The 22,151-nt window shown below is 55.7% G+C and carries 19 protein-coding genes and 1 pseudogene; 13 read left to right on the forward strand and 7 right to left on the reverse strand.

Features of this window, described 5'->3' with window-relative positions; all coding sequences use genetic code 11:
• The first annotated feature begins 43 nt into the window (after positions 1-43).
• From uvrD to corA, 3 genes are all read left to right on the forward strand, one after another.
• On the forward strand, positions 44-2,206 hold the full coding sequence (gene uvrD / locus O1723_RS00890; protein ID WP_014885645.1) for a DNA helicase II: 2,163 nt from the start codon (positions 44-46) through the stop codon (positions 2,204-2,206).
• Positions 2,207-2,355: 149 nt separating this feature from the next.
• Positions 2,356-2,412, forward strand: a complete 57-nt coding sequence (gene ysgD, locus O1723_RS00895; RefSeq protein WP_212743980.1) for a YsgD/CorL family protein — start codon at positions 2,356-2,358, stop codon at positions 2,410-2,412.
• A gap of 150 nt (positions 2,413-2,562) precedes the next feature.
• Positions 2,563-3,513 carry a magnesium/cobalt transporter CorA gene (gene corA / locus O1723_RS00900; RefSeq protein WP_008501540.1) on the forward strand — a complete coding sequence of 317 codons (951 nt, stop codon included), beginning with the start codon at positions 2,563-2,565 and terminating at the stop codon, positions 3,511-3,513.
• An 84-nt stretch (positions 3,514-3,597) separates the two neighbouring features.
• Here the strand turns inward: corA and rarD are convergent, their stop codons facing one another.
• Positions 3,598-4,494, reverse strand: a complete 897-nt coding sequence (rarD, locus tag O1723_RS00905) for an EamA family transporter RarD (protein ID WP_014885644.1) — start codon at positions 4,492-4,494, stop codon at positions 3,598-3,600.
• 51 nt (positions 4,495-4,545) lie between these two features.
• On the reverse strand, positions 4,546-5,013 hold the full coding sequence (gene yigI, locus O1723_RS00910) for an acyl-CoA thioesterase YigI (RefSeq protein WP_014885643.1): 468 nt from the start codon (positions 5,011-5,013) through the stop codon (positions 4,546-4,548).
• 160 nt (positions 5,014-5,173) lie between these two features.
• On the opposite strand from yigI, the gene pldA reads away from it, so the two are divergent.
• From pldA to rhtC, 3 genes and pseudogenes are all read left to right on the forward strand, one after another.
• On the forward strand, positions 5,174-6,043 hold the full coding sequence (pldA, locus tag O1723_RS00915) for a phospholipase A (protein WP_014885642.1): 870 nt from the start codon (positions 5,174-5,176) through the stop codon (positions 6,041-6,043).
• A gap of 90 nt (positions 6,044-6,133) precedes the next feature.
• Positions 6,134-7,962, forward strand: a pseudogene (recQ, locus tag O1723_RS00920) (ATP-dependent DNA helicase RecQ).
• Between the two features lie 61 nt (positions 7,963-8,023).
• Complete coding sequence (rhtC, locus tag O1723_RS00925) at positions 8,024-8,644, forward strand: threonine export protein RhtC (protein ID WP_014885640.1); 621 nt, start codon at positions 8,024-8,026, stop codon at positions 8,642-8,644.
• On the opposite strand, the gene rhtB is transcribed toward rhtC, so the two are convergent.
• A complete protein-coding gene (gene rhtB / locus O1723_RS00930) occupies positions 8,641-9,261 on the reverse strand; it encodes a homoserine/homoserine lactone efflux protein (RefSeq protein WP_014885639.1) in 621 nt (206 codons plus the stop codon). The two genes, rhtC and rhtB, sit on opposite strands and share 4 nt — an antisense overlap.
• A gap of 111 nt (positions 9,262-9,372) precedes the next feature.
• On the opposite strand from rhtB, the gene pldB reads away from it, so the two are divergent.
• The 3 genes from pldB (at position 9,373) to O1723_RS00945 (ending at position 12,179) form a co-directional block, all read left to right on the forward strand.
• The gene (gene pldB / locus O1723_RS00935) at positions 9,373-10,365 is read left to right on the forward strand and encodes a lysophospholipase L2 (protein ID WP_014885638.1); all 993 of its coding nucleotides are present in this window, start codon (positions 9,373-9,375) and stop codon (positions 10,363-10,365) included.
• 31 nt (positions 10,366-10,396) lie between these two features.
• A complete protein-coding gene (gene yigL, locus O1723_RS00940) occupies positions 10,397-11,197 on the forward strand; it encodes a sugar/pyridoxal phosphate phosphatase YigL (protein WP_014885637.1) in 801 nt (266 codons plus the stop codon).
• Positions 11,198-11,279: 82 nt separating this feature from the next.
• Positions 11,280-12,179 (forward strand): carboxylate/amino acid/amine transporter, encoded by a 900-nt coding sequence (locus O1723_RS00945; protein WP_014885636.1) that lies wholly within the window; start codon positions 11,280-11,282, stop codon positions 12,177-12,179.
• On the opposite strand, the gene metR is transcribed toward O1723_RS00945, so the two are convergent.
• Complete coding sequence (gene metR / locus O1723_RS00950; protein WP_023331563.1) at positions 12,067-13,020, reverse strand: HTH-type transcriptional regulator MetR; 954 nt, start codon at positions 13,018-13,020, stop codon at positions 12,067-12,069. The genes O1723_RS00945 and metR overlap by 113 nt on opposite strands.
• Before the next feature lie 115 nt (positions 13,021-13,135).
• Here metR and metE point away from each other — a divergent pair, with 115 nt between their 5' ends.
• Positions 13,136-15,397 carry a 5-methyltetrahydropteroyltriglutamate--homocysteine S-methyltransferase gene (gene metE, locus O1723_RS00955; protein WP_014885634.1) on the forward strand — a complete coding sequence of 754 codons (2,262 nt, stop codon included), beginning with the start codon at positions 13,136-13,138 and terminating at the stop codon, positions 15,395-15,397.
• 32 nt (positions 15,398-15,429) lie between these two features.
• Here the strand turns inward: metE and O1723_RS00960 are convergent, their stop codons facing one another.
• Genes O1723_RS00960 through O1723_RS00970 form a run of 3 tightly spaced genes read right to left on the reverse strand, consistent with a single transcriptional unit; the run spans position 15,430 to position 18,967 of the window.
• Positions 15,430-16,512: an ABC transporter ATP-binding protein gene (locus O1723_RS00960; protein WP_014885633.1), complete on the reverse strand. Its 1,083-nt coding sequence runs from the start codon at positions 16,510-16,512 to the stop codon at positions 15,430-15,432.
• Positions 16,509-17,897 (reverse strand): phosphohexomutase domain-containing protein, encoded by a 1,389-nt coding sequence (locus tag O1723_RS00965; protein ID WP_014885632.1) that lies wholly within the window; start codon positions 17,895-17,897, stop codon positions 16,509-16,511. The genes O1723_RS00960 and O1723_RS00965 overlap by 4 nt, the downstream gene beginning before the upstream one ends.
• Positions 17,898-17,926: 29 nt before the next feature.
• Positions 17,927-18,967: a LacI family DNA-binding transcriptional regulator gene (locus O1723_RS00970; RefSeq protein ID WP_023337941.1), complete on the reverse strand. Its 1,041-nt coding sequence runs from the start codon at positions 18,965-18,967 to the stop codon at positions 17,927-17,929.
• A gap of 186 nt (positions 18,968-19,153) precedes the next feature.
• Here O1723_RS00970 and O1723_RS00975 point away from each other — a divergent pair, with 186 nt between their 5' ends.
• Genes O1723_RS00975 through O1723_RS00985 form a run of 3 tightly spaced genes read left to right on the forward strand, consistent with a single transcriptional unit; the run spans position 19,154 to position 22,146 of the window.
• On the forward strand, positions 19,154-20,443 hold the full coding sequence (locus tag O1723_RS00975) for an ABC transporter substrate-binding protein (RefSeq protein ID WP_023337940.1): 1,290 nt from the start codon (positions 19,154-19,156) through the stop codon (positions 20,441-20,443).
• Between the two features lie 8 nt (positions 20,444-20,451).
• Entirely contained in the window at positions 20,452-21,318 is an 867-nt protein-coding gene (locus O1723_RS00980; protein WP_080297796.1) for a carbohydrate ABC transporter permease, read from the forward strand.
• On the forward strand, positions 21,319-22,146 hold the full coding sequence (locus tag O1723_RS00985) for a carbohydrate ABC transporter permease (RefSeq protein WP_014885628.1): 828 nt from the start codon (positions 21,319-21,321) through the stop codon (positions 22,144-22,146).
• Positions 22,147-22,151: the final 5 nt, after the last annotated feature.

Below are 22,151 nucleotides of genomic sequence, written 5' to 3' on the forward strand. Positions count from 1 at the left end.
CCGGGCGTTTTGCTCTGTTCCTGAATACTATGTGACGGTGCCAATGGACGTTTCTTACCTGCTCGACAGCCTTAATGACAAACAGCGTGAAGCCGTAGCGGCCTCGCGCACCAACATGCTGGTGCTGGCTGGGGCGGGCAGTGGTAAGACGCGCGTGCTGGTTCACCGTATCGCGTGGCTGCAGAGCGTGGAAAACTGCTCGCCGTACTCAATCATGGCCGTCACGTTTACCAATAAGGCGGCGGCGGAGATGCGTCACCGTATCGCCCAGTTAATGGGTACCAGCCAGGGCGGCATGTGGGTTGGCACCTTCCACGGCCTGGCGCACCGCCTGCTGCGCGCGCATCATATGGACGCCAACCTGCCGCAGGATTTTCAGATCCTCGACAGCGAAGACCAGCTCCGTCTGCTGAAGCGTCTGATCAAGGCGATGAACCTTGACGAGAAACAGTGGCCGCCGCGTCAGGCGATGTGGTACATCAACGGTCAGAAAGACGAAGGGTTGCGCCCGCACCATATTCAGAGCTTCGGCAACCCGGTGGAGCAGACCTGGCAAAACGTCTACAAAGCCTACCAGGAAGCGTGCGATCGCGCCGGTCTGGTGGATTTCGCCGAGCTGCTGCTGCGCGCCCACGAACTGTGGCTCAACAAACCACATATCCTTCAGCACTACCGTGAACGCTTTACCAATATCCTGGTGGACGAATTCCAGGATACCAACAACATCCAGTACGCATGGATCCGCCTGCTGGCGGGCGATACCGGTAAGGTGATGATCGTGGGGGATGATGACCAGTCGATCTACGGCTGGCGCGGGGCGCAGGTGGAAAACATCCAGCGCTTCCTCAATGACTTCCCCGGCGCACAAACCATCCGTCTGGAGCAGAACTATCGCTCCACCAGCAACATTCTGAGCGCAGCCAACGCCCTGATTGAAAACAACAACGGGCGTCTGGGTAAAAAGCTGTGGACCGACGGCGTCGACGGCGAGCCGATTTCAATTTACTGCGCCTTCAACGAGCTCGACGAAGCCCGCTTCGTGGTGAACCGTATTAAAACCTGGCAGGATAACGGCGGCGCGTTAGAGCAGTGCGCCATTCTCTACCGCAGTAACGCCCAGTCACGCGTGCTGGAAGAGGCGCTGCTGCAGGTTGGTATGCCGTACCGCATTTATGGCGGTATGCGCTTCTTCGAACGTCAGGAAATCAAAGATGCGCTCTCGTATCTGCGTCTGATTGCGAACCGTAATGATGACGCGGCGTTTGAGCGCGTGGTCAACACCCCAACCCGTGGCATTGGCGACCGCACGCTGGACGTGGTGCGTCAGGCCTCGCGCGACCGTCAGCTGACGCTGTGGCAGGCGTGCCGCGAGCTGCTGCAGGAGAAAGCCCTTGCCGGTCGTGCGGCCAGCGCATTGCAGCGCTTCCTTGAGCTGATTGACGCCCTGGCGCAGGAAACCGCCGATATGCCGCTGCACGTGCAGACTGACCGGGTAATCAAAGACTCCGGCCTGCGCACCATGTACGAGCAGGAAAAAGGCGAGAAGGGTCAGACCCGTATTGAGAACTTAGAGGAACTGGTCACGGCAACGCGCCAGTTCAGCTACAACGAAGAAGACGAAGACCTGATGCCGCTGCAGGCGTTCCTTTCCCACGCCGCGCTGGAGGCGGGTGAAGGGCAGGCGGACACCTGGCAGGATGCGGTGCAACTGATGACCCTGCACTCCGCCAAAGGTCTGGAGTTCCCGCAGGTCTTTATCGTCGGGATGGAAGAGGGGATGTTCCCGAGCCAGATGTCGCTCGATGAAGGCGGACGGCTGGAAGAGGAGCGTCGACTGGCCTATGTGGGCGTGACGCGCGCGATGCAAAAGCTGACGCTAACCTATGCGGAAACCCGCCGCCTGTACGGGAAAGAGGTCTACCACCGTCCGTCTCGCTTTATTGGCGAACTGCCGGAGGAGTGCGTGGAGGAAGTGCGCCTGCGTGCCAGCATCAGCCGCCCTGTCAGCCATCCGCGTATGGGGTCACCGATCTCTGAAACGGACACCGGCTACAAGCTGGGTCAGCGCGTGCGCCATTCGAAGTTTGGCGAAGGCACCATTGTAAATCTGGAAGGCAGCGGCGAGCACAGCCGCCTGCAGGTGGCGTTCCAGGGGCAGGGGATCAAATGGCTGGTGGCCGCTTACGCTAAGCTGGAAACAGTGTAACATTCAGAAAAATATCATTATTTTGTAATAATCTGCTAGCCTTATACGTTGAAGGTCAATTAATGCCCTTCAGCGTTCCGTTGCGTGTTGACGCCACAGTTACTGCTGGCGTAACATGCGCGCACGATTACGCTAAGAGGACATTCGCCTTGGACACACCCAGTAGATACTGGCTCAATTCCCTGTCATCCAGGAACAACTCCTAAGGCTATCTCCCCTTGCTGATGGCCTTAGTGGTTGTCAGCGACTGCATTATTCCCGTCGCGCTGAGTCAGGCTGTTTAATGGTCTGAAACCCAATTTGTTTCTGTGTGCCCACCGAACTGTCCGATATTTTTTGCATTGGGAGTCCCGGTCATGTTGAGCGCATTTCAACTCGAAAATAACCGACTGACTCGGCTTGAAGCCGAAGAGTCACAGCCCCTCATTGATGCCGTATGGGTGGATCTGGTCGAGCCGGACGACGATGAGCGCCTTCGCGTACAATCTGAGCTGGGGCAAAGCCTGGCAACCCGTCCTGAACTGGAAGACATCGAAGCTTCTGCGCGTTTTTTTGAAGATGAAGATGGCCTGCACATTCACTCCTTCTTCTTCTTTGAAGATGCGGAAGACCATGCGGGCAACTCCACCGTGGCCTTTACCATTCGCGACGGTCGCCTGTTTACCCTGCGCGAGCGTGAACTGCCCGCGTTTCGTCTCTACCGCATGCGCGCCCGCAGCCAGGCAATGGTGGACGGCAACGCTTACGAACTGCTGCTCGATCTGTTTGAGACCAAAATCGAACAGCTGGCGGATGAGATTGAAAACATCTACAGCGATCTGGAAAAGCTAAGCCGCGTGATCATGGAAGGCCATCAGGGCGATGAATACGACGAAGCGCTCTCCACGCTGGCCGAGCTGGAAGATATCGGCTGGAAGGTGCGTTTGTGTCTGATGGATACCCAGCGCGCGCTGAACTTCCTCGTGCGCAAGGCGCGTCTGCCGGGTGGTCAGCTGGAGCAGGCGCGTGAGATCCTGCGCGATATCGAGTCCCTGCTGCCGCACAACGAATCCCTGTTCCAGAAGGTGAACTTCCTGATGCAGGCGGCGATGGGCTTTATTAACATCGAGCAGAACCGCATCATCAAGATTTTCTCGGTGGTATCCGTGGTGTTCCTGCCGCCGACGCTGGTGGCCTCCAGCTATGGGATGAACTTCGAGTTTATGCCGGAGCTGAAGTGGAGCTTTGGTTACCCGGGGGCGATTATCTTTATGATCCTCGCCGGGCTGGCGCCGTATCTGTACTTTAAGCGTCGTAACTGGCTTTGAGAATCCGCCCGGTGGCGCTACGCTTACCGGGCCTACAGAACGTGTAGGCCGGATAAGGCGCAGCCGCCATCCGGCAAAAAGGCACTACAGCCCTTTGCGCACTCTGCGCTGGGTGTAAATCGCATCGGCGACAAAAATCGCCAGCGCTACCCAGATAAAGGCGAACGTCACCATCTTATCTGCGCCCGGCACTTCGCCGTAAAACACCACCGCCAGCAGAAACATCAGCGTCGGACCGATGTACTGGAAGAAGCCCAGCGTGGAGAGACGCAGACGCGTTGCCGCACCGGTGAAGCACAGCAGAGGAATGGTGGTCACCACGCCTGCCGCCATCAGCATCAGATTCAGCGACCACGGGTTGCTGCCCATATGACTGGTGGCGCTGTCGGCGATACCGAAGAGGTAGATCGCCGCCACCGGCAGCAGCCACAGGGTTTCAAACAGCATCCCCGTTTGTGCTTCCACCGCAATCTTCTTACGTACCAGACCGTAGAACGCAAAGCTGAACGCCAGGCCGAGGGCAATAATCGGCAGCGAGCCGAACGTCCAGAGCTGTACCAGCACGCCGCAGAAGGCCAGAAACACCGCCAGCCACTGCATACGGCGGAAACGTTCGCCGAGGAAAAGCATCCCCAGTACGATGTTTACCAGCGGGTTAATAAAGTAGCCAAGACTGGCTTCGAGCATGTGGTGGTTATTCACCGCCCAGATAAACAGCAGCCAGTTTCCGCCAATGAGCACCGCCGAGAGTGCCAGCAGGAAAACTTTCTTAGGCGTTTTGAGCAGCGTCTTGACGCCGGACCACTGACGGCTGAGGCTCATTAGCGCGATCATAAAGAAAAAGGACCAGATGACGCGGTGAGTGAGGATCTCGTCGGCCGGTACATAAGCGATAAATTTGAAGTACGCCGGTGCAATACCCCAAATAAAATAAGCGGCAAGGGCGAGTAAAACGCCCTGCCGCGTCTGTTTAGCATCCATCGGGAAAATCCGTTACAAAAAAGTGAATTAATTTTACCCGATTTTGCCGCTTCAACCCACCATATAAGTGGCGGTTGCGCTGGCGATATAAACCTGTTCTTCGTTGTGTAATTCTACGCGCGCCACCGCAACTTTATTCCCCGCACGCAGCAGGCTGCTGGAGCAGGTAAAACGATTGCCGCGTCCGGGGCGAAGATAATCGACGCGTAAATCAATGGTGCCCATGCGTGCCAGACGCTGACGGAGTTCGTCTTCATTGATGGTGTCATGACGCGTCAGCGTACTGCCCACGCAGACCAGACCAGCCGCCACGTCCAGCGCGGAAGCAATCACCCCGCCGTGCAAAATACTTTGCGCCCAGTTGCCCACCATCATCGGCTGGTTGTTGAAGCTCAACTGGGCAAACTCTTTCTCGTAACGCTCCAGCTCCAGACCCAGCGCACGGTTAAATGGCATATGGTAAACAAAAATCTCGCCCACGAGCTTTAACACTTCTTCAGAGGTAAGCATGGCTGACATGAGATTTCACATCCCTATTGTTAATGAAATGTTGATTTTATGCCTCAACAATACGGATTTCCACTTTCAGAAACGAGGAGGCGGAAGTTGGCGCAGAAGTCTGTAGAATGCCCGGATAAAATTATTCATTACACGTCACTATTTCAGGAGAACACCACCGATGCGGACGTATCTGGGTTGGTTACTGGCGGCGGTTGCGCTGCCCCTCACAGCATATGCGCAGGAAGCGACAGTTAAAGAAGTGCACGATGCGCCATCCGTACACGGTAGCATCATTGCTAACATGCTTCAGGAGCATGACAATCCGTTCACGCTTTACCCGTATGACACCAACTACGTGATTTACACCCAGACCAGCGATCTGAACAAAGAAGCGATAAGCTCCTATAACTGGTCTGATAATGCGCGTAAAGATGAGGTGAAGTTCCAGTTGAGCCTCGCCTTCCCGTTCTGGCGCGGTATTCTGGGGCCGAACTCGGTACTCGGTGCCTCTTACACGCAGAAATCCTGGTGGCAGCTTTCCAACAGCGGCGAATCTTCGCCGTTCCGTGAAACCAACTATGAGCCGCAGCTGTTCCTTGGCTTTGCAACGGATTATGAATTTGCCGGATGGACGTTGCGTGACGTCGAAGTCGGCTTTAATCACGATTCTAACGGCCGTTCCGACCCCACGTCTCGTAGCTGGAACCGTGCCTATACGCGCCTGATGGCGCAGAACGGCAACTGGATGGTGGAAGTGAAGCCGTGGTATGTGGTGGGGAGCACCGACGATAACCCGGATATCACCAAATATATGGGGTACTACCAGCTCAAGGTCGGCTACCAGTTAGGCGATGCCGTGCTGAGCGCGAAAGGCCAGTACAACTGGAATACCGGCTACGGTGGTGCTGAAGTGGGCCTGAGCTATCCGGTAACGAAGCACGTGCGCCTCTATACGCAGGTGTACAGCGGTTACGGCGAGTCGCTGATCGACTATAACTTCAACCAGACCCGCGTGGGTGTGGGCGTAATGCTGAACGATATTCTCTAAGCTGCTCGAATGTTTTTGCGTTAAACGTTGAAGTTTCTCTCTCAGGCGCTGAAAATAGCGCCTGTTTCATTTCTGGCATATGGGGTTAACGTGGCGCAGGCGGAAGTATTGAATCAGGAGTCGCTGGCTAAACAGGTTTTGCATGAAACCTTTGGCTACCAGCAGTTCCGCCCTGGCCAGGAAACCATCATTGAAACCGTGCTGGAAGGCCGTGATTGTCTGGTCGTTATGCCGACCGGCGGCGGGAAATCACTCTGTTATCAGGTGCCCGCGCTGGTGCTTAACGGCCTGACGGTCGTGGTATCGCCCCTTATTTCTCTGATGAAAGACCAGGTTGATCAACTGCTCGCCAACGGCGTGGCGGCGGCCTGTCTTAATTCCACGCAAACCCGGGAGCAGCAGCAAGAGGTGATGGCCGGGTGTCGCACCGGGCAGGTTCGTCTGCTGTATATCGCACCGGAACGCCTGATGCTGGACAACTTCCTCGACCATCTCGCGCACTGGAACCCGGTTCTGCTGGCGGTGGATGAAGCGCACTGTATCTCGCAGTGGGGGCACGATTTCCGCCCGGAATATGCCGCCCTCGGCCAGCTCCGTCAGCGCTTCCCGGAACTGCCGTTTATGGCGCTTACCGCCACGGCAGATGATACGACGCGTCTGGATATCGTTCGCCTGCTGGGGCTGAATGATCCCTATATTCAGGTCAGCAGTTTCGACCGCCCTAACATCCGCTACATGCTGATGGAAAAATTCAAGCCGCTGGATCAGCTCCTGCGCTATGTCCAGGAACAGCGCGGCAAGTCGGGCATTATCTACTGCAACAGTCGGGCGAAGGTGGAAGACACCGCCGCGCGTCTGCAAAACCGTGGCTTTAGCGCCGCGGCGTATCATGCCGGGCTGGAGAACCACATCCGCGCGGATGTGCAGGAGAAATTCCAGCGTGACGACCTGCAGATTGTGGTCGCGACGGTGGCGTTCGGAATGGGGATTAACAAGCCCAACGTGCGTTTTGTGGTGCATTTCGACATCCCGCGTAATATCGAATCCTACTATCAGGAAACCGGCCGCGCCGGGCGTGATGGTCTGCCTGCGGAAGCGATGCTGTTTTACGATCCAGCCGATATGGCGTGGCTGCGCCGCTGTCTGGAAGAGAAACCGCAGGGACAGCTGCAGGATATCGAACGCCATAAGCTCAACGCGATGGGGGCGTTTGCCGAAGCGCAAACCTGCCGCCGTCTGGTGCTGCTCAACTATTTTGGTGAAGGGCGACAGGAGCCGTGCGGCAACTGCGATATCTGCCTGGATCCGCCGAAGCAGTACGATGGCCTGATGGACGCGCGTAAGGCGCTTTCGACCATTTACCGTGTGAATCAACGCTTCGGGATGGGTTACGTGGTGGAAGTGTTGCGCGGCGCCAATAACCAGCGTATCCGCGACATGGGCCACGACAAACTGCCGGTATACGGGATCGGTAAAGATCAGAGCCACGAGCACTGGGTTAGCATTATTCGTCAGCTGATTCACCTCGGATTTGCCACGCAGAACATCGCTCAGCACTCGGCGCTACAGCTGACCGAAGCCGCGCGTCCGGTGTTGCGCGGTGACGTTGAACTGAAGCTCGCCGTACCGCGCGTGGTCGCCCTCAAACCACGCGTGATGCAGAAATCCTACGGCGGTAACTATGACCGCAAGCTGTTTGCCAAACTGCGTAAGCTGCGTAAAGCCATTGCTGATGAAGAGAACATCCGCCTTACGTGGTGTTCAACGACGCGACGCTGATTGAGATGGCGGAACAGATGCCGCTCAGCGCCAGCGAAATGCTCAGCGTCAACGGTGTAGGGACGCGCAAGCTGGAGCGCTTCGGTAAAGAGTTTATGGCGCTTATCCGTTCTCACGTTGACGGTGATGATGAGGAGTAGTCAGCCGGCCAAAAAAGTGCCAGTATGATGACTCACTGAATTATTTCCCTGCGAGCCAATTATGTTAATGCTATTTCTCACCGTGGCGTTAGTGCACATCGTTGCGCTGATGAGCCCGGGCCCTGACTTTTTCTTCGTATCGCAAACAGCGGTCAGTCGTTCCCGTAAAGAGGCGATGATGGGCGTGCTCGGTATTACCATGGGCGTCATGGTCTGGGCGGCCGTTGCGCTGCTCGGTCTGAACCTTATCCTGGCGAAGATGGCCTGGCTGCATAACATCATTATGGTTGGCGGTGGCCTGTACCTGTGCTGGATGGGCTACCAGATGCTGCGCGGGGCGCTGAAAAAAGAAGAGAAAAAAACGCAAGAGCCTAAGGTGGAGCTGGCAACGGGTGGACGGAGCTTTGTAAAAGGGCTACTGACCAACCTGGCGAATCCGAAAGCGATTATCTATTTCGGCTCGGTGTTCTCGCTGTTTGTGGGCGACAGCGTTGGCGCGGGCGCACGTTGGGGCATTTTCCTGCTTATCGTCGTGGAGACCTTCGCGTGGTTCACTATCGTGGCAAGCCTGTTTGCCTTACCGGCGATGCGCCGTGGCTACCAGCGTATCGCGAAGTGGATCGATGGCTTCGCCGGCGCGCTGTTCGCCGGCTTCGGCATTCATCTCATCATTTCTCGCTAAGCATGACGCGCTGACGCAAGCAGCGCGCCAACCAGCATAAACAGCGAGCCAAACACTTTGTTCAGGGCCTTCATCTGCTTAGGCCCTTTTATCCATCCGGCAATCCGCTGTGCCAGCGTCGCGTAACCAATCATCACGATAATATCGACAATAATTGTGGTCGCACCCAGCACCACGTACTGCATCACCTGAGGCTGGTGCGGCACGATAAACTGTGGGAACAGCGCGGCGAGGAACACAATGCTTTTCGGGTTGGTCAGGTTGACGAATACTGCCCGCTTAAACAGATGACCACGGTTTTGCGTCTGCGCGAGCGTATTCAGGTTAATGGCGCCAGCCGCGCGCCATTGCTGAATACCCAGCCAGATAAGATATGCCGCACCGGCCCATTTCAGCACTTCAAACGCCAGCACCGAGCGGGAGAACAGCGTTCCCAGGCCAATCCCGACCAGGACGATGTGAATGCCCAGCCCGGTTTGCAAACCAGCAATCGACGCCGCCGCCCCGCGATAGCCGTGGTTGATGGAGGTAGTCATGGTGTTAATCGCACCCGAACCCGGTGAAAGGCTCAGGATGATGGATGTCAGCAGGTAGGCGAACCACCACTCGAAGGTCATTTGAAACTCCCGAATCGTCTGTTTTTATGCCACAATACGCTATTGATGAGTCATTTTGTGACCGGTTACGAAAAAAAACGATATTCCCTGGATTACGTGAGTGGAAACCCAATGTTTCAGCAGAAAAAGGACTGGGAAACACGAGAAAACGCATTTGCTGCTTTCTCTATGGGGCCGCTGACCGATTTCTGGCGGCAGCGTGAGGAAGATGAGTTTACGGGCGTCGGGGGCATCCCGGTACGCTTCGTTCGTTTCCGTGATGAGAAAAATGACCGGGTAATCGTGGTTTGCCCGGGGCGCATTGAAAGCTACGTTAAATACGCCGAACTGGCCTACGATCTGGTCCATATGGGGTTCGATGTGCTCATCATCGACCATCGTGGACAGGGGCTGTCCGGACGTATGCTACAGGACACGCACCGTGGGCATGTCGATCGCTTCAGCGATTACGTCGACGATTTTGCCGCGTTCTGGCAGCAGGAAGTGCAGCCCGGCCCCTGGCGTAAGCGCTATATCCTTGCGCACTCCATGGGTGGCGCTATTTCGACGCTGTTTTTGCAGCGGTATCAACACTCGTGTGATGCCATTGCGCTAACCGCGCCGATGTACGGTATCGTCATACGTTTCCCCGACTGGATGGTGCGTCATCTTCTCGACTGGGCTGAGGGCCATCAGCGCATTCGTGAAGGCTATGCCATCGGGACCGGACGCTGGCGTGCGCTGCCGTTTGCCATCAACGTCTTAACCCACAGTCGGCAGCGTTATCGCCGCAACCTGCGCTTTTATGCCGATGAACCGCGCTTACGCGTCGGTGGCCCGACCTGGCACTGGGTGCGGGAGGGGATTCTGGCCGGTGAACAGGTGCTGGCGGGGGTAGGCGAGGATGACACGCCAACACTCCTGATTCAGGCTGAAGAAGAGCGTGTGGTCGATAACCGCATGCATGACCGTTATTGTGAACTGCGCGCCGCCGCCGGTCACCCTTGTGAAGGGGGAAAACCGCTGGTCATCAACGGCGCTTACCATGAGATCCTTTTCGAAAAGGACGCTATGCGCTCAGTCGCGCTCAACGCCATTGTTGAATTTTTCAACAGGCATAACTGATTATTGTTTTCCACCAGAGGTTGAAATCCCTATGTACCAGGTTGTTGCATCTGATTTAGATGGCACGCTGCTTTCCCCTGACCACACCCTGTCGCCTTACGCGAAAGAGACCTTAAAGCTTCTGACTGCCCGTGGCGTGAACTTTGTGTTTGCCACCGGCCGCCACCACGTAGACGTGGGGCAGATCCGCGATAATCTTGAGATCAAATCGTACATGATCACCTCCAACGGTGCGCGCGTGCATGATACTGACGGTAACCTGATCTTTACCCATAACCTGGATCGCGATATTGCCGCCGATCTCTTCGGCGTGGTGCATAACAACCCGGCTATCGTCACCAACGTTTACCGCGACGACGAATGGTTTATGAACCGCCACCGCCCGGATGAAATGCGGTTCTTCAAGGAAGCGGTATTTAACTACTCCCTGTACGAGCCGGGCCTGCTGGATCCAGAAGGGATCAGTAAGGTGTTCTTCACCTGCGAAAGCCATGAAGAACTGCTCCCTCTGGAGCAGGCTATCAACGCGCGCTGGGGCGATCGGGTCAACGTGAGCTTCTCAACCCTGACCTGTCTGGAAGTGATGGCGGGGGGCGTCTCCAAAGGTCACGCGCTGGAAGCGGTCGCGAAACGTCTGGGTTTCGCGCTGAAAGACTGCATCGCTTTTGGTGACGGCATGAACGACGCTGAAATGCTCTCCATGGCAGGCAAGGGCTGCATCATGCAGAACGCGCATCAGCGTTTGAAAGATCTGCACCCGGAACTGGAAGTGATTGGTTCCAACGCTGATAACGCGGTACCGAAATACCTGCGCAAGCTGTTCCTTGAATAATCTTCATTCGGTTGTTTGTTCACCAGATGTCAACTGAAGAGTCCGCTACAATGCCTGTCCTTCTTTCTGAGAGACAAGCATTGTGGCGCTACTCATTATCACCACTATCCTGTGGGCCTTCTCCTTTAGCCTGATTGGCGAGTACCTTGCCGGTTCGGTCGACAGCTACTTCTCGGTGCTGATGCGCGTGGGGCTGGCGGCGCTGGTATTCCTGCCGTTTCTGCGCACGCGTGGTCAATCGCTGAAAACGATTGTGCTGTACATGCTGGTGGGCGCGATGCAGTTGGGCATCATGTATCTGTTCAGCTTCCGGGCTTACGTCTATTTGTCCGTCTCTGAATTCCTGCTCTTTACCGTGTTGACGCCGCTCTATATTACGTTGATTTACGACCTGCTCAGCAGGCGTCGTCTGCGCTGGGGATACCTGCTGAGCGCGGCGCTGGCGGTGATTGGCGCGGCGATTATTCGCTATGACAAAGTCAGCGATCACTTCTGGACCGGGTTGATGTTCGTCCAGCTCGCCAACATCAGTTTCGCCATCGGCATGGTGGGTTACAAACGCCTGATGGAAACCCGTCCGATGCCGCAGCACAATGCATTTGCGTGGTTCTATATGGGCGCGGCGATTGTCGCGGTGTCGGCGTGGTTTCTGCTCGGTAACCCGCAAAAGCTGCCGACCACGTCGGTGCAGTGGGGCGTTCTGGTCTGGCTGGGCGTGGTGGCGTCAGGGCTGGGTTACTTCATGTGGAACTACGGCGCGACGCAGGTCGACGCCGGAACGCTCGGGATAATGAACAACGTGCACGTCCCGGCGGGGCTGCTGGTCAACCTCGCCATCTGGCAGCAGCAACCGCACTGGCCGAGTTTCCTTATTGGGGGAGCGGTGATCCTGGCTTCACTGTGGGTCCATCGCCGCTGGGTCGCTCCGCGCTCCGCACAAACGGAAGATGGTCGCACGCGTGGTTCCGCGCTGAGCGAATAAACGCTTCTGTCACCGGCTGACGCTGCTCGCCATCGCGCACGGCAGCGTACAGACGGCTCCACAGTCCTTCACCCAGGGTTTTGGTCACCACCAGGCCCTGGCGTTCAAAACTCTCCACCACCCAGTGCGGCAGCGCCGCGATGCCCATATTGGCGGCAACCATCTGAATCAACAGCAGGGTGTTATCCACGCTTTTCAGCTGCGGGCTAATGCCTGCCGGCTGCAGGAAATGACGCCAGATATCCAGGCGACTGCGCTGAACCGGATAAATCAGCAGCGTTTCTGTTGCCAGGTCTTCCGGCGTGATGCGCGTTTTAGCCGCCAGCGGATGATCCGGTGCCAGCACCAGGCGCACTTCAAAATCAAACATCGGCGAATAGTGCAGGCCGCTGCGCGGCAGAATGTCGGAGGTCATCACCAGATCCAACTCACCCTGCTGCAGCGAGGGTTGCGGGTCGAACGTCACACCGGATTTAAAATCCATCTCCACCTGCGGCCACTTCTGGCGGAAGTTCTCAAGCGCAGGGGTCAGCCATTGAATACAGCTGTGGCACTCAATGGCGATGCGCAGTTTTGTCTGCTGCGGCTCGTTACAGGACTGTAGCGCGCTGGCGATCTGCGGCAGGACCTGATTCGCCAGTTGAAGAAGAATTTCACCCTGCGGCGTAAAGCGCAGAGGTTGGCTCTTACGCACAAAAAGACGAAATCCGAGGCGTTGTTCCAGATCGCTGAACTGGTGAGAAAGGGCAGACTGGGTCTGGTGCAGCGTGGCTGCCGCCGCCGCGAGCGATCCGCAGTTCCGCAACGCTTGCAGCGTTTTCAGGTGTTTTATCTCGATCATGAAAGTCCTTCACTTCGCCATGAACATTTTGCGCTTGAGGAATATACAGTACCTGCCAATTATAGATGTGTAAACATCTGGACGTCTAAATAGCAAAATTCACAAGGGGCATAACATGACAATCCGCAATCACACTCTCGGTTTCCCTCGCGTTGGCCTGCGTCGCGAGCTGAAAAAAGCGCAAGAAAGCTACTGGGCGGGGAACGCTACCCGTGAAGAACTGCTGACCGTGGGGCGCGAGCTGCGCGCCCGTCACTGGGATCAGCAAAAGCAGGCGGGCATTGACCTGCTGCCGGTGGGTGATTTCGCCTGGTACGACCATGTTCTGACGACCAGCCTGCTGCTGGGCAACGTGCCGGCTCGTCATCAGAACAAAGATGGATCGGTAGATATCGATACCCTGTTCCGCATCGGCCGTGGTCGTGCGCCAACGGGTGAACCCGCGGCAGCGGCGGAAATGACCAAGTGGTTTAACACCAATTATCACTATATGGTGCCGGAGTTCGTAAAAGGTCAGCAGTTCAAACTGACCTGGACACAGCTTCTGGACGAAGTCGACGAAGCGCTGGCGCTGGGCCACCAGGTGAAACCGGTGCTGCTCGGACCGGTAACCTACCTGTGGCTGGGCAAAGTCAAAGGCGAGCCGTTTGACCGCCTCAGCCTGCTGAAGGACATTCTGCCCGTCTACAAACAGGTACTGATTGAGCTGGGTAAACGCGGCATTCAGTGGGTGCAAATCGACGAACCTGCTTTGGTGCTTGAGCTGCCCCAGGTTTGGCTCGATGCCTTCAAACCGGCGTATGACGCGCTTACCGGGCAGGTGAAGCTGTTGCTGACCACCTATTTCGAGGGCGTGACGCCTAACCTGAGCACGATTGCCGCGCTGCCGGTTCAGGGCCTGCATGTTGACCTGGTTCACGGCAAAGATGACGTGAAGGACCTGCACAAACGTCTGCCCGCAGACTGGCTACTCTCAGCGGGGCTGGTAAACGGTCGTAACGTCTGGCGTGCCGATCTCACCGAAAAATATGCTCAAATTAAAGACATTGTTGGTAAACGTGAGCTGTGGGTGGCCTCATCATGTTCACTGCTGCACAGCCCGATCGATCTGAGCGTGGAGACCCGTCTCGACCCGGAAGTGAAAAGCTGGTTTGCCTTCGCCCTGCAAAAATGTGAAGAACTGGCGCTGCTGCGCGACGCGCTGAACAGCGGTGACACGGCGGCGATTACCGAATGGAGCGCCCCGATTCAGGCGCGCCGTCATTCGGCACGCGTGCATAATCCGACAGTGGAAAAACGTCTGGCGGCCATCACCGCTCAGGACAGCCAGCGCCAGAGTCCGTATGAAGTCCGTGCCGAAGCCCAGCGCGCCCGCTTCAACCTGCCCGCATGGCCAACCACGACGATCGGTTCATTCCCACAAACGACCGAGATCCGCGGCCTGCGTCTCGACTTCAAAAAGGGCAATCTGGATGCGAATCACTACCGTACCGGCATTGCTGAACACATCAGGCAGGCGATCATCGAGCAGGAGCGTTTAGGTCTGGACGTGCTGGTGCACGGTGAAGCCGAGCGTAACGACATGGTGGAATACTTCGGTGAACACCTGGACGGCTTCGTGTTTACCCAGAATGGCTGGGTGCAGAGCTACGGTTCCCGCTGCGTGAAGCCACCGGTGGTGATCGGTGACGTCAGCCGCCCGGAAGCGATCACGGTGGCGTGGGCGAAGTATGCTCAGTCTCTGACCGACAAGCCGGTAAAAGGCATGCTGACCGGGCCGGTGACCATTCTGTGCTGGTCGTTCCCGCGTGAAGACGTGACCCGTGAAACCATTGCGAAGCAAATCGCGCTGGCGCTGCGTGATGAGGTGGCGGATCTGGAAGCCGCTGGCATTGGCATCATCCAGATTGACGAACCGGCGTTACGAGAAGGTTTGCCGCTGCGCCGCAGCGACTGGGATGACTATCTGAAGTGGGGCGTGGAAGCCTTCCGCATCAATGCGGCGGTGGCGAAGGACGACACGCAGATCCACACCCATATGTGTTACTGCGAATTTAACGACATTATGGATTCCATTGCCGCGCTGGATGCCGACGTGATCACCATCGAGACCTCGCGTTCAGATATGGAGCTGCTCGAGTCGTTTGAAGAGTTCGACTATCCAAACGAAATCGGACCGGGGGTGTACGACATTCACTCCCCGAACGTGCCGAGCGTGGAGTGGATTGAAGCCCTGCTGAAAAAAGCCGCTCAGCGTATTCCGGCAGAGCGCCTGTGGGTGAACCCGGACTGCGGCCTGAAAACCCGCGGCTGGCCGGAAACCCGCGCAGCGCTCGCCAACATGGTGAAGGCAGCGCAGAATTTGCGTCAGGGGTAAGTCTGCGCATTTCCCGCCGCCTGATACTCTTCTCAGGCGGCATTTTCCGTCATTGCAATCCGCTTGCCTGCCGCGTCAAAGAGATGCAGATGAGCCTCCTGCACGGTCAGCGTGATACGTTGCTGCGCAGGCAGACTCAGTTGCTGGAAGGATTTCAGGCACACGGCATGCCCTGCCACGTCCAGCCACACCAGGGTTGAATCTCCCTGCAGTTCGCATAACCGCGTTTTCCCGCTCAGGCTAAAATCCCCCGGCTGCTGATAACCCAGGTGTTCAGGGCGGATCGCGACAAATACCGATTCCCCCTCCTGAATGTCTGCGGGCTGACGCGAAAGCGGGAAGACGGTATCAGGGTCGATATGCAATGCCCCCTGCTGCCAGACGGCGGGTAACATATTGATTTTTGGCGTACCGATGAATTCGGCCACGAAGCGGTTCGCCGGGGTGTTGTACAGTTCAAGCGGCGTACCCGTTTGCTCAATATTGCCTTTACACATCACCACGATACGGTCGGCCAGCGTCATCGCCTCGACCTGATCGTGCGTGACGTAAATCATGGTGTTTTTCAGGGTATTATGGAGTTGCTGGATCTCCTGGCGCATTTCAACCCGCAGAGCGGCGTCAAGGTTGGAAAGGGGTTCGTCAAACAGGAACAGCGCGGGCTGCTGGACAATAGAACGACCTATCGCCACGCGCTGGCGCTGGCCGCCGGAGAGGTGTTGCGGAAGCCTGTCGAGCAGCTCGTCCAGCCTGAGCATGTTGGCGGCATGGGTGATGCGCTGCGCAATGTCGGCCTCCGGGGTGCGGATATTGCGTAAGCCAAAGGCGAGGTTCTCCCGTACGGTCATATGCGGATAAAGTGCATAGGACTGGAAAACCATCGACAAGCTCCGCTTGCCCGCCGCCAGGTGGGTGACATCCTCATTGCCCATCATCAGCATGCCACTGTCTGGCGCCTCTAATCCCGCGATCATGCGCAGCAGCGTCGATTTCCCGCACCCGGAGGGGCCCACAAGAACGATAAATTCTCCTGATGCTATCTCCAGTGACAGATCCGCCACGATGACGTTTTTATCGTACTTTTTATGAATATGTCGTAATGAAAGGGCGGTCATAATGTCTCCTGAGCCCCTTGCAGGGCAGAAATCAGCATCAGCACTTCATGAGTTTTATGGACAAGCAGAGCGGTATCTCCCCGCGCTTCAACATTAAGGCGAACCAGCGGCTCGGTGTTTGAGGCGCGGAGGTTAAAACGCCAGTCTGTGAAGGACAGGCTCAGGCCGTCGCAGTTGTCGCGTTCGCATGCGACCGGGGCATAGTGCGCGGCGACGTCATTGAGGAGTGCGGCGGGCTCGTTGACCGTCAGGTTGATTTCACCAGACACCGGATAGCGGGCCTGTGCGTGACGCATAAGATGAGAGAGCGGCTGCGCGTCTGCGCCCAGGATCTGGAGCATCAGGATCAGCGGGATCATGCCGCTATCGCAGTAGCCAAAATCGCGAAAATAGTGATGGCCACTCATCTCGCCGCCGTAAATGGCATTTTCCCTTCGCATCCGGGCTTTCAGGAAGGCATGCCCGGTTTTACTCACGATTGCGCTACCGCCGCAACGGGCGACCGTGTCGAGCGTGTTCCAGATTAAGCGGGGATCAAGAATGATGCGGCTGCCGGGATAGCGTCGCAGAAAATGTTCGGCAAACAGCCCCACGAGATAATAGTTCTCAACGTAATCCCCGCGCTCGTCGAAGAAAAAGCAACGATCGAAATCGCCATCCCAGGCGATGCCAGCATCGGCGTGATGTTCGATGACGGCCAGTCGGGTGCTTTGCCGGTTTTCAGGCAGCATCGGGTTAGGTACGCCAGCGGGAAAGCGGCCATCTGGCTGGTGGTGAATACGGATAAACTCGACCGGTACACCGGCACGCTTTAAGCCCTCATCAAGCGCATCTAGCGCCGGACCTGCGGTGCCGTGCCCGGCGTTGACCACCAGGCGTAACGTTCGCGTTGGGGACGTAGTGATGAATCGCAGCAGAGCGTTCACCCAGGCCGGGCGATTGTCGAAGGGAAAAATGCCCCCACGACGCACGCAGGGTGGAAAGCGGTTCTGTTCTGCCAGCGCTTTGATCTCCAGCAGACCGTTGTCATTACTGATCGGGCGCGCCTCAAGGCCAACCAGCTTAAAGCCGTTGTAATGGGCGGGATTGTGGCTCGCCGTCACCTGGATCCCTCCGTCTGCCCGCAATTCCCGGGTGGCGAAATAGACCTCTTCCGTACCGGTCATGCCCAGGTCGATAACATCGACGCCGCCTGCGGTAAGCCCGTCGATCAGGGCCGTTTTTAGCGCCCCCGAGCTGAGGCGGACATCAGCGCCTACTACCACGCGCCGGGGATGCAGCCAGACGGCGTACGCCCTTCCGATGCGACGCGCAATGTCAGGGGTGAGATTGACGTCAACTTCGCCACGAATGTCATAGGTTTTAAAACACGTTAGTTCATCCATAGTTCACTCTTATCTTAAGCAGGGTAATCTCATGCCGTATCACGCTCGATAAGCCGGTGTTCCAGCGCAACGTGGGTGACGGGGCTATTGTTCAGAAGCAGATCAACCGCGATTTCACCTTTACGTTCGGCATCCTGCGCGATGGTGGTAAGTCCAGGCCCGTTATACTGCCGGGCGGTATTGTCGAATCCGGTAATGGCGACCCGGCCAGGTATAGCAAGATGCTGTCGCTGGCAATAATTCACCGCGCCGATGGCAAAACGATCGGATAAGCAGATCAGCGCCGTGATCTCAGGGTGTGCCGTCAGCAATGCTTCCGCTGCCCGTTCGCCGTGTGGCTCATCGTGATGGGTTTCACACAGCCAGCAGTCACTGAGCCTAATACCGTGCTCTTGAAACGCGTCGCGGCAGGCATTCACGCGGGTCAGCATGAGTTGGTTATCCCCCGTCACGCGGTGCGTCAGAGGCCGCATCCCGCGCGCGTTCGGGTGAGACGGGAAGGCAATAATGCCGAAATGGCGATGACCCTTTTGTATCAGGTAGTGGGTGATATCACGCATGGCGCGTGTGTTATCCACCGACACGCTGCTGAACTGCGGAAGCTGAAAATCGAGCGTCACCACAGGCAGATTGCGGGCCAGGGTTTGTTGAATAATGGCGGCGCTGTTATGCGTGGCGTTGAGAATATACCCGTCCACCAGGGTAGTGAGCGATGAAGGCCCTTTTTGAAGCGGTATCAGCACCAGATTAATATTACGGTCTTCGCAGCGGGTCGCGACGCCGCGCATCAGGCTGACGTCATGCGGATCGATAAAAACATAGCTCATGGCATCGTTAAAAATGACGCCTATGGCCCCGGATTTTCCGGTGCGTAAAGCCCGGGCGAGTTTATCCGGCCCCTGAAATCCAACCTGACGGGCGTACCCAAGTATCTTTTCACGTAATTCAGCAGACAGCTTTTCGGGATTATTCCACGCGTTAGATACCGTGGTATGTGAAATACCCATCTCCGCTGCCAGCGATTTAATCGTCACGTTTTTATTCTTTCTTTTGCTAAATGAATTAGGCATTTTATATTCACGTAAATTATTTATGAGGCGTAATTAAATAAATAATAGCGGCTGAGTTTATCGTTAAAAATAAATAGTTTTGTGATTTGTTTAACGTTAAACATAAAAAAGGGGTGTTAGCTTACGCACCATTCACAGAGTGCAGCAGTGAGCTATTAACACTTATCGACATCAGGGAGATATAACGTGAGAGTTGCAGAAGCAGCAAAATTAATAGCATCGGTAATATTCCTCTTTTTTCTTACCGGTTGCGGGCCTGATGATAAAAAAGAGACACAATCCGGGGCGCGTGAAACAATCAAAATGTGGGTCACACCCACCGTCAATGAAGAAGCTTTCTGGAGTAAAATAGTGGCGGAATGGAATAAAGACCCTGCCCATATGCCCGTCGAATTTACCGCTATTCCTGCCGCAAACAGTTCAGAAGAAGCGATAATGAACGCGCTGGCATCAGGGACTGAACCGGATATTTCAACCAATATATTTATTGGTTTTGCCAGCCAGCTTGTTGATGTCGGGCAGATAGAAGATCTCTCCAGAATGCCGGGTTTTCAGGAAACGATTCAGAAACGGCAAATGGCTTCTCTGCTGTCAGCCTGGGAATTAAACGGCAAACAAACGGTACTGCCGGTATATATCAACCCAATTGTCTGGTGGTGGCGCGGTGATTTACTGAAGCAATACGGTTTTGATCGGGTACCGGTTAGCTACGATGAACTTTACGCGCTGGCGAAGCGTCGGGCGGCGGATAATCACGGCTATGTGATACAGCTTACGGCAGGTAAAAACTGGTGGGAACGCTGGTTCGACTTCATTCCGCTGTTCTACGCCCAGAGCCACGGCAAGCCGTATCTGGTCGACAAAAAACCTGCGCTGACCACGCCTGCTGGCGAGGCCGTGCTGACCTTCATGGGCAACGTTTTTAACAATAAGTGGAGCAGCTACGACTTCACCTCTGCCGAGGATCCGCTCGCAACGGGGCAGGTTATCGCCTCAGCGCGCGGACCGTGGGATTTAGCCCGCTATCGCAAGCAGTATCCGGACATATTAAAAACGATTCAGATCGGTCCGATGCTGACCGAGACGGGCATTGAACACCCCTATACGTTCGGCGACAGCAAAGGTCTGGTGATCTTCAGTTCCAGTAAGCGAAAGGCGCAGGCCTGGCAGTTTATGCAGTGGGTCTTCAGTAACCCTGAACATGACCGGCTGTGGCTTGAGTTGACAGGGATGCCGCCCGCCCGCGCGGATTTAATGAGTAATCCGATCTTTGTCAGTTACTTCAAACAAAATCCGCTAGAGAAACAGATCGCCTCGTGGGTGGACGTCGCGCTTCCTCCTGCAGCAACAAACCAGACGACAGAAATACAGCGCAGCATGACGCAGATGCTTGAGCGCGTGATATTCAAAACCAGTACGCCTGCCGACGCGCTGAAACAATCTCAGCAGGAAATCAGCGCCCTCACGGGCCAGTAGGGGGCATGATGGCTGGATATGAATCCCGAACCGGAGGCCTGCTGGCCTCCACCTGGATTGGCTATTCGCTGCTATTCTGGTTCTACCCCCTTGCCTGGCTGGTGGTGCTGAGCGTGACCCGCTGGCAGTTTATCGGCGCACCGCAATTTACCGGTTTGCAGAATATTATTGGCGTACTGCACGATGCATTATTCTGGACATCCATGTGGAACATTTGCCGCTTTTTAATGTGGTATGTCCCGATCGTGTTTATTACCGCGCTGCTTTTTGCTGCCGGATTACGCAGGATTAACTATGGCCGGGGGTTTATCGCCTTAAGCTTTTTACTGGCAAATATCTCGTCAGGGGTGGCGTACTCAATTGTCTTTTCCCGTCTTTTTAATGAGTATGGCCCGGTTAACCGCTTATTGTCTGCGTGGTTTGGGATTTCCGTGCCGTGGTTTACCAACCCTGACTGCGCCATGCTATCCATTGCGCTTATCGTGACCTGGAAATTTGTCGGTTATTACGGATTAATTCTCTATTCCGGCATGCAGGCTATTCCATCGGATATTTATAGTGCGGCTATTCTCGATAAAACCGGGCGTTTTCAGAAAGGTTGGGCAATAACGCTGCCGATGATGAATCCGCAAATTGTGATGGTGATGGTGCTGGCTATTACGGTGGCATTCAGTATTTTTACAGAGCCCTATTTAATTACCGGTGGGGGGCCACTAAACAGTACTACCAGTCCCATGGTGGTCATGTACGAAGCCGCGTTTCAAAATATGAAACCTACCTGGGCTGCTGCCATGTCGATTATCGTCGCTGCCTGCAGTTTCCTGATGATCTGGCTATTTCGTCGGTTATTCGAAAAACACATTGAGATTGTATGAATGAAAAAACTCACGCCCCTGAGCCTGCTAATTCATGCGCTGATGTTTATTCTGGCGTTAAGCTGGCTCTATCCGTTTGTCTGGATGGTCGTGTCATCCCTGAAGCCTACAGCACAGATTTATACCACGGATCTCTTTTCGGGCACGCTGACGCTCGAAAATTACACTTTCCTTTTCGATAACAGCAACCGGGCCGATAAGCCGTTTCTGCGCACGCTGTTTAACTCGCTTTTCGTCTCTGTCACCGTGACCGCGAGCGTGACCGTCACCTCCATGCTGGTGGGGTATGCGCTGGCAAAAACGGAATTCTGGGGCAAAAACGCTTTCCGTAATCTGTTGATTGTGCAGATGGTTTTCCCGGTTTTCATGTTCATCATTCCACAGTTTGTGCTGATGCGTGAGCTCGGGCTGATCAACCGTTACAGCGCCATGATCCTGCCTTATGCAATGAGTGCCTGGGGGATCTTTATGGTGTCTCAGAGCTTCAAGGGTACGCCCAACGATTACCTGTACGCCGCGCGTCTGGATCATGCCAGCCTGTGGGCCATTCTGCGGCACGTCATGATGCCGCTGAACAAGTCCATTCTGGCGATCGTGGCGCTATTTACCTTCTCAAGCTCGTGGGACAACTTCCTCTGGCCGCTGATTGTCATGCGCGATGCCGACAAAATGCCGTTTTCGGTGCTGCTGGCCACCTTCAGTAAATCCTACGGCGTTTATCTGGGGCCAGTGATGGCGGGAGCCGTGGTGCAAATGCTGCCGGTCATCGTGTTGTTTATCCTGTTCCGGAAATATTTCCTGCAGGGCATGTCGTTATCACTGAAATAAGGAAT

It is taken from the genome of Enterobacter cloacae complex sp. HYC080_NIDB, assembly GCF_056673325.1.

Excerpts from the sequence above, each read along its gene's own strand:
- uvrD (WP_014885645.1), top strand. The coding sequence starts at position 44 with ATGGACGTTTCTTACCTGCTCGACAGCCTTAATGACAAACAGCGTGAA.
- corA (WP_008501540.1), top strand. The coding sequence starts at position 2,563 with ATGTTGAGCGCATTTCAACTCGAAAATAACCGACTGACTCGGCTTGAA.
- rarD (WP_014885644.1), bottom strand. The coding sequence starts at position 4,494 with ATGGATGCTAAACAGACGCGGCAGGGCGTTTTACTCGCCCTTGCCGCT.
- yigI (WP_014885643.1), bottom strand. The coding sequence starts at position 5,013 with ATGTCAGCCATGCTTACCTCTGAAGAAGTGTTAAAGCTCGTGGGCGAG.
- pldA (WP_014885642.1), top strand. The coding sequence starts at position 5,174 with ATGCGGACGTATCTGGGTTGGTTACTGGCGGCGGTTGCGCTGCCCCTC.
- rhtC (WP_014885640.1), top strand. The coding sequence starts at position 8,024 with ATGTTAATGCTATTTCTCACCGTGGCGTTAGTGCACATCGTTGCGCTG.
- rhtB (WP_014885639.1), bottom strand. The coding sequence starts at position 9,261 with ATGACCTTCGAGTGGTGGTTCGCCTACCTGCTGACATCCATCATCCTG.
- pldB (WP_014885638.1), top strand. The coding sequence starts at position 9,373 with ATGTTTCAGCAGAAAAAGGACTGGGAAACACGAGAAAACGCATTTGCT.
- yigL (WP_014885637.1), top strand. The coding sequence starts at position 10,397 with ATGTACCAGGTTGTTGCATCTGATTTAGATGGCACGCTGCTTTCCCCT.
- metR (WP_023331563.1), bottom strand. The coding sequence starts at position 13,020 with ATGATCGAGATAAAACACCTGAAAACGCTGCAAGCGTTGCGGAACTGC.
- metE (WP_014885634.1), top strand. The coding sequence starts at position 13,136 with ATGACAATCCGCAATCACACTCTCGGTTTCCCTCGCGTTGGCCTGCGT.
- O1723_RS00960 (WP_014885633.1), bottom strand. The coding sequence starts at position 16,512 with ATGACCGCCCTTTCATTACGACATATTCATAAAAAGTACGATAAAAAC.
- O1723_RS00965 (WP_014885632.1), bottom strand. The coding sequence starts at position 17,897 with ATGGATGAACTAACGTGTTTTAAAACCTATGACATTCGTGGCGAAGTT.
- O1723_RS00970 (WP_023337941.1), bottom strand. The coding sequence starts at position 18,967 with ATGCCTAATTCATTTAGCAAAAGAAAGAATAAAAACGTGACGATTAAA.
- O1723_RS00980 (WP_080297796.1), top strand. The coding sequence starts at position 20,452 with ATGGCTGGATATGAATCCCGAACCGGAGGCCTGCTGGCCTCCACCTGG.
- O1723_RS00985 (WP_014885628.1), top strand. The coding sequence starts at position 21,319 with ATGAAAAAACTCACGCCCCTGAGCCTGCTAATTCATGCGCTGATGTTT.